This is a genomic window from Flavobacterium sp. J27, from assembly GCF_004303025.1.
In the GTDB taxonomy this organism is placed as follows: domain Bacteria; phylum Bacteroidota; class Bacteroidia; order Flavobacteriales; family Flavobacteriaceae; genus Flavobacterium.
This window is the reverse complement of record NZ_PJQW01000011.1, coordinates 48,304-55,621: the sequence shown is the minus strand read 5'-3', so window position 1 is coordinate 55,621 and position 7,318 is coordinate 48,304. Positions and strand designations below refer to the sequence as shown.

Sequence of the window (7,318 nt, the reverse complement as noted above, 5' to 3'; positions counted from 1 at the left end):
AAGAACATAATAACCAAATAAAGTAATAATAAGTATCGAAATGATATTCATCCAAACGCCTTTCTTAACCATATCTTCCACTTTTAAATAACCCGATCCAAACACGACAGCATTGGGAGGCGTGGCAACTGGAAGCATAAATGCACAAGATGCTGCTAACGTAGCACAAACTAATAAAATGTATGGATGTACATCGATAATTAAAGACAAGGAAACTAAAACAGGTAAAAGCATGGCAGTAGTAGCCATGTTGGATGTAATCTCTGTAAGAAAATTAATAGCTGTTACTAAAACCAATACTAATAAAAGTATTGAAGCACCTTCTAAAAGTGTTAAATGATTTCCTATCCAAGTCGCTAACCCACTCTTTTCAAAACCTAATGCTAAAGCCATACCACCTCCAAAAAGTAATAAAATACCCCAAGGTAACGTTACTGCATCGTTCCAAGTCATTAAATTTTCATTGTTTTTTTTACTTGGAATTAAAAACAATATTAAGGAACAAACAATAGCAATCGTGGTATCATCTATACTTGGAAATAGTTTTACCAATAAAAACGATCTCGAAATCCAAGCAATTGCTGTTATTAGGAACACTATAAAAACCATCTTTTCTTGGTAGGTAACTGGTCCTAAATTTTGCAATTGTTTTTCAATTTCTTGCTTCCCGCCAGGAAATTCTTTTTGATTTATTTTATAGGCAAATTTGGTTAGGTATAACCAACACAAATACAACAATATAATACTTAACGGAAAACCAAACATAAACCATTGTAAAAAGGTAATTTCTGTATGGTAGGTTTTCTCAACTACTCCAGCCAAAACCAAATTAGGTGGTGTCCCAATTAAGGTAGCCATACCTCCTATAGAAGCACTATAAGCAATCGCTAACATTAACATTTTTCCGAAAAGTAAATTTTCATTTTCTTTGGTTTCTATATTATCTTTCAATTGTTTTACAACTGCTATCCCTACTGGCAAAATCATTACGGCTGTAGCCGTATTTGAAATCCACATTGATAAAAAAGCAGTAGCAATCATAAAACCTAGAATAATCTGATTCATATTAGTCCCTACAATCTTTATAATAGTTAAAGCAATTCGTTTATGTAAATTCCATTTTTCTATAGCAATAGCCAAAATGAATCCACCCATAAACAAAAAAATGTATTGATGCCCATAACTAGCCGTAGTTTCACTCAAAGACAAACCGCCACTCAACGGAAATAAAACAATTGGCAATAAGGATACTACAGGTATAGCAATAGGCTCTGTTATCCACCAAATAGCTACCCAAACTGTCGATGCTAAAATTCCAATTCCTGCCTGATTTAATCCTTCAGGCTTAAAGAAAAGTTGTATTAAAACAAATAATAACGGACCTAAATAAAGTCCTACTTTCTTTTTTGATAATTTCATTTTTTCTAATTAAAAAGTAATGTAGCTGCTTTTTCAGAGGCTTTTACATAATCATGATCTGCATTTGCCACATACGAAAAATTCCAATTAAAACTAATAGTATTTGCAACCGCTACTTGTTGGCAAAACTGAAAAAAATGCTCCGCTCTTGCTCTTCTGTTTAATCCTTGAGCATCAGCATATTGATTGTGTCTTAAACCCGCATCATTAGGATTTGTATCGTTTTCTCCTACTTGAATATACACTTTTTTAGATAAAAAAGCAGAAAAAGACATGTTTTCTAACGGGCTTTGGTTTATACCATAAGGAAAATTGATCGCTTCTGGAAAAGTATACCAACCAGAAGCAGAAACTACCGCTTTAACTATCCTTACATTAGGTTTAAATTGTAAAAGTCGATGCAAGAATTGTCCACCAGCTGAATGTCCAAAAGCATAGTAAGTTGTATTTACGGAATGTATTTTAGTACGCACCTCATCAAATAAGGGTTCAATAATAGAAAAGGTCCATTCATTTTCAGCATTTAGTGTTGTTACAGAAGGATGATCGCCATCAACAAAAACGTTTCCTAAATTATATTTATCGCCTCCTGAAAAATTTTGTTCAGAGAATTCTGGTGCTATTACTATAAAACCTAATGTTTCTGCTTTTGCTATCATAGCATCTCTATATTCATCTGCATTTCGTTCTGCTCCATGAAAAACAAATAAAATAGGAGTCGTTTCCGTTTTATACTGGGGAATGTAATAAAAAACGCGCATCGTTTTACTGAAATTAGCCACATGATAGGTATATTGAAACATCCCAGTTCCTGAAGATAATTCGTTTAAAGGTCTCTCTTGTTCTTCTTCTTGCATTTCACTTTGAGAACAAGAAATAAGACAAAACAACAAGAAAACCAGAACATTGTAAGTTCTTATTTTTATATTTTTCATTCTATTACAGCTGTTTATTATCACAAATTAAATTGAAAAGTTACTACATTTGCAATACCAATTATTATAAAAAATGAATACCAATTATCAATTTGCTATAGAAAGAATTCGGAAAGAATTCGATATTCAAAAGAATAAAAAGCCTTTCAATAGATACATTGTAACGTATAGAGCCATAAAAAAATGTATTCTAAAATTAGAATTACCTAATGATTGGGTCCTTCCATCAACCCGAATCTTAGCAGAAGAATTGCAACTATCCCGCACTACAATTATTAAAGCTTATGAATTATTACTCTTAGAAAAATTAATTGTTTCCAAAGCGGGTTCAGGATATAAAGTTACATTTGAAAATAATACTATCTCTAAAACAAAAACAGTAAATGAAGTACAAGACAGAAATTTATATCCAGAAATTTCTAGTAAAGGGCAATCTTATTTAAATAATATTTCGTTGATTAACCGACTTCCAAATAAAAACTTAGCTTTTAGACCTGGCTTACCTCCTATTGATGTGTTTCCTATTAACCAATGGAAAAAATTATTAAACACCTATTGGAGACATGTAAAATCTTCAGGATTATCTTACTCACAATCTACAGGTCTAAACGAATTAAAAAAAAGTATTGCTAATTATTTGAATGTAAGTCGAAATATTAAATGTAGTCACGAACAAATTGTAATAGTTTCTGGTTCATTACAATCGCTATACCTTATAGCCAACACCTTAATTAATAAAGATGATGCCGTAGTATTAGAAAATCCAGTTTTTCCAAATGTCCATTCTGTTTTTAAAAGTTCACAGGCTACCCTCATCCCAATTTCATTAGATGAAGAAGGAATTGATATAACACAATTACATAAAATAGAACATCAAAAACCAAAAATTATTCATGTTACCCCTTCCAATCATTACCCACTCGGAACAAAAATGAGTCTGCAAAGACGATTTGAAATTTTAAAATGGGCCTCTAAAAACAAAGTATTTATTATTGAAAATGATTATGAAAATGAGATTGCCAATTTAAACACTAATATTCCAACACTTTATAGTTTAGACACAGAAGACCGAACTATTTATATGGGAACATTCAACCGATTATTACATCCTTCCATCCGATTAGGATATATGATCGTTCCTAAATACCTCATCCATGTAGTAGAAGCACTACAAGAACATTCCCATCGTTTTGTTTCTCCCTCTTTACAAATGGTAATGAATCAGTTTATTGATAAAAATTATTTGTACCAACATATTAAAAACTGCATTGAAGCGGCTAAAGAAAGACATCATGTTTTTATAAATGAATTTGAAAAAGAATGTACTAGTATGTATATCCCTAATAAAGAATTTTCTAGTTTTCATATTGTAGCCCTTTTCAAGAAAAAAACAACACCCGATCAAGAAAAAGAGATTATCAATCAATTAAACAAAGAAAACATAACCGCATTCTCATTAAGCAAATGCTACATTGGTATTCCACAAAAACAAGGTTTAATATTAGGATATTCATCAATTAGAACTCCATTAATAAAGAAAGAGATAAAAAAAATGGGGATTTTTTTACAATAATTAATTTTTGAAAAATAATTGGTATTATTTTATTTAACTAACTGGTATCGTTTGTAACTTAAAGTTTACTTTAATTTTAAACCAGTTTAACAAAGACCTCAGAATTTAATACCCATTCATTATGAAAAAAATTTACTTCTCAATACTGGTTCTACTTAGTGCTCTTTCAAACGCACAAGACCTTGAATTAAAAGGCATTATTGACTTTACAGTTCCTGAAGGTGGCAACAATGGTAAAGCGTTACATTTACATGTTATTAATGCTATTTCAGATTTAAGTTTGTATGGTATAGGCGTGGCTAATAACGGTGGTGGTACAGATGGACAAGAATATACTTTTCCAGCTATTCCCGCAAATGCAGGAGATCATATTCTTTTACCAAGAAGCACAACTGCAATGACAAATTATATGGGTAGTTTAAATCATTTTACTATTATTTTGGAAGATGCTATCGCGACACAAAATGGAGATGATGCCATCGAACTCTTTTATAATGGTACTGTTATTGAAACTTTTGGTGACATAGATTGTCAGGCTTCGGCTGATGGCACAACAGTAGTTTGTCCAAACTATCAATATTATGAAGACGCTTGGGCCTATAAAGAAGGAAGTACTTGGATTTATGGAGCAGCCCAATGTACAGATGGTTCAACAACTTCATCAACATCTACTTGTCCGTATCCATTTTTAGACCCAGCATTGTCTAGTGCTACTTTTGAGAACAACAAAGTAACCATTTTTCCTAATCCTGTAGCCCAAGGAGAAGAAATTACATTTCTAAACAATGAAAATAATCTTAAGAAAGTAACGCTCTTAGATGCAAGTGGTAGAATTGTTTTGGTACAAAATAATCAAAACAACAAACTATCTTTAAATCAGATATATAGCGGTTTTTATACCTTACAAATCGCTTTTGAAAACAAAATCGTATCTTCAAAATTAATTGTAAAATAAATCGTATCATACAACTCAAATACTTATGAAAATGAATATAAAATCTCATTTCGTAAAACTAATATCCCTTTCTTTTATTAGTATCATTATATCTTCATGTACTACAGATGACATAGAACCTGCTTTGATAACTTTCGAAGCATCAGAAAATAGTTTTAGTGAAAATGGAGGTAGTATAACAATTAAAGCAACATTAAATACAACTGTTTCTGAACAAATAAATATCCCTTTATCTATTACTGGTTCAGCCTCATCTACAAGTGATTACACCATTTCATCAAATCATATTAGTATACCAAAAGGAGCAACTAATGGTGAAATAACACTTACAGGATTAGATGATGTACAAATTGAAGGTATTGAATCTATAAATATTACGGTTTCCAATAACAATCAAATAATATTGCTCCAAGAGTTTACATTAAACATTCAATTGTTAGATGATGACTCTGACACAGATAACGATGGTGTTCCAGACACTATTGATGCTTGTCCGACTGTTTTTGGAGAAGTGGCTAATAATGGTTGTCCTTATTTAGGCTTTATTATTAATGAAGTTTTATACGATCCCGAAGGGACAATCGCAGGTGATGCCAATGGTGATGGCACACGAGACGCTAACGATGATGAATTTATTGAATTCTTCAATTCTGGTCCTGCCTTAGATATTAGTGGCTACAAAATATTTGACACTACAGCACTAACAAATAATGTGCCTCGACATGTTTTTCCAGCGGGTACAATTGTTCCTGCTAACGGAGTAATTGTAGTATTTGGTGGTGGAAATCCAACAGGAACTTTTGGCGGTGCCTTGGTACAAACAGCTTCTGGTGGGCAAATTAACATTACTAATTCTGGAGACATTATCACAGTGCAAGATGCGTTAGGCAATACTGTAGTTACATTAGATGTAGAACCTTTCTCAGACAATCCAGATGAATCATATACTCGAAACCCAGATGTTACAGGCGAGTTTATACAACATGCCAGTATTCCAGAAAGCTTGGGTGCATTGTTTTCTCCTGGTACAAAAGTAGATGGCTCCTCATTTTAAACAAATAAAAAATGGAAAATAGCATGATTGGATCTATAATAGCTTTAATTTTTATCATTTTTACTGCTCGCTTATTAGTAAAAAAATACAATCCTCATGCGGTTTTATTACTTTCTGGATTGTTGATGCTCACTATTGCTTTAGTACTAAATTATAAAATGCCGTATCTAAATGATAGCTCTGGTTTTAGTGGATTTGATATTTTTAAATACATTAAAGAGTCATTTTCAAAAACGAATGCCGATGTCGGATTGATGATTATGATTATTGGCGGATTTGTGGCTTATATTGACAAAATAGGAGCTTCAAATTGCTTAGTTTATGTGGCTATGAAACCATTAAAATTATTTAAAAAACACCCTTATTTAGCTGCCTCATTAGTAATACCCATTGGACAAATTTTATTTATCGCAATTCCTTCTGCTGCTGGTTTAGCTTTACTATTAATGGCTTCTTTATTTCCAATTCTAACGAATTTAGGTGTTAGTAAAATAAGTGCTACATCGGTAATAACTGCTAGTACTGCTTTAGGTATTGGACCAGCATCAGTTATTACAGCTAGTGCTGCCAATATTATTAAGGTAGACACCGTTCGTTTTTTCATAAACGACCAAATTGTAATCTCTTGTATTATGAGTATCATAATGATGATTAGTTACTTTTTTGTCAACCGTTATTTTGATACTAAAAACAGAGATACATCTGAAGAAGTTGAGAACAAAGAAATGGAATTAAAAGCCCCACTTATTTATGCTATTATTCCTATCACACCCATCATTTTACTTATTGTTTTCTCTGAATTGTTTCAATTCTTTCCAACACCAATAAAATTAGACACTACAACAGCAATGCTTATCAGTTTAATTATTGCATTAATTTTTGAGATGATTAGAACCCGAAATGTAAAACAAGTATTTGAATCTTTAAAAGTCTTTTGGGATGGCATGGGTAATATTTTCAAAGGTGTAGTTACCTTAATTATTGTTGCAGATATTTTTGCTAAAGGATTAATTAGTCTAGGTTTTATCAATGGTCTATTAGAATTCTCTTTAAACTTAGGACTTAATGCTACAGGAATTATCATTGTAATGACCATTATGATTTTTCTAGCTTCTATGCTTATGGGAAGCGGAAATGCAGCCTTTTTTGCCTTTGGCCCATTGGTACCAAAAATAGCCACAAAACTAGGTATCAGTAGCACTTCTATGATTTTGCCAATGCAATTTTCAGCTTCTATGGGACGAACAGTTTCTCCTGTTGCTGGAGTTTTAATCGCAGTTTCAGAAATTGCAGGAGTATCTACATTAGAAATTGTCAAAAGAAATTTAATACCATTAATCGCGGCATTACTAACGATGCTTTGCTTTGAAATCATTTAAACT

At 32.0% G+C, this 7,318-nt stretch carries 6 protein-coding genes; 4 read left to right on the top strand and 2 right to left on the bottom strand.

Translation table 11 applies throughout. From position 1 onward, the window contains the following. Positions 1–1,419 (bottom strand): DASS family sodium-coupled anion symporter (locus CX675_RS14765; protein WP_130736115.1); only part of this gene is annotated, 1,419 nt, incomplete at its 3' end. Between the two features lie 5 nt (positions 1,420–1,424). After that, on the bottom strand, positions 1,425–2,354 hold the full coding sequence (locus CX675_RS14760; protein WP_130736021.1) for a hypothetical protein: 930 nt from the start codon (positions 2,352–2,354) through the stop codon (positions 1,425–1,427). A gap of 73 nt (positions 2,355–2,427) precedes the next feature. On the opposite strand from CX675_RS14760, the gene CX675_RS14755 reads away from it, so the two are divergent. The 4 genes from CX675_RS14755 to dcuC all read left to right on the top strand — a co-directional run bounded on the left by CX675_RS14755 (position 2,428) and on the right by dcuC (position 7,315). Next, entirely contained in the window at positions 2,428–3,927 is a 1,500-nt protein-coding gene (locus CX675_RS14755; protein ID WP_130736020.1) for a PLP-dependent aminotransferase family protein, read from the top strand. 121 nt (positions 3,928–4,048) lie between these two features. Beyond that, positions 4,049–4,882 carry a T9SS type A sorting domain-containing protein gene (locus CX675_RS14750; RefSeq protein WP_130736019.1) on the top strand — a complete coding sequence of 278 codons (834 nt, stop codon included), beginning with the start codon at positions 4,049–4,051 and terminating at the stop codon, positions 4,880–4,882. Positions 4,883–4,913: 31 nt separating this feature from the next. Beyond that, a complete protein-coding gene (locus CX675_RS14745; protein WP_130736018.1) occupies positions 4,914–5,936 on the top strand; it encodes a lamin tail domain-containing protein in 1,023 nt (340 codons plus the stop codon). An 11-nt stretch (positions 5,937–5,947) separates the two neighbouring features. Continuing rightward, a complete protein-coding gene (dcuC, locus tag CX675_RS19890; protein WP_205728638.1) occupies positions 5,948–7,315 on the top strand; it encodes a C4-dicarboxylate transporter DcuC in 1,368 nt (455 codons plus the stop codon). Positions 7,316–7,318: the final 3 nt, after the last annotated feature.

What these genes read in the sequence shown, in the direction of transcription:
- CX675_RS14760 (WP_130736021.1), bottom strand. Translation starts at nt 2,354, where the DNA reads ATGAAAAATATAAAAATAAGAACTTACAATGTTCTGGTTTTCTTGTTG.
- CX675_RS14755 (WP_130736020.1), top strand. Translation starts at nt 2,428, where the DNA reads ATGAATACCAATTATCAATTTGCTATAGAAAGAATTCGGAAAGAATTC.
- CX675_RS14750 (WP_130736019.1), top strand. Translation starts at nt 4,049, where the DNA reads ATGAAAAAAATTTACTTCTCAATACTGGTTCTACTTAGTGCTCTTTCA.
- CX675_RS14745 (WP_130736018.1), top strand. Translation starts at nt 4,914, where the DNA reads ATGAATATAAAATCTCATTTCGTAAAACTAATATCCCTTTCTTTTATT.
- dcuC (WP_205728638.1), top strand. Translation starts at nt 5,948, where the DNA reads ATGGAAAATAGCATGATTGGATCTATAATAGCTTTAATTTTTATCATT.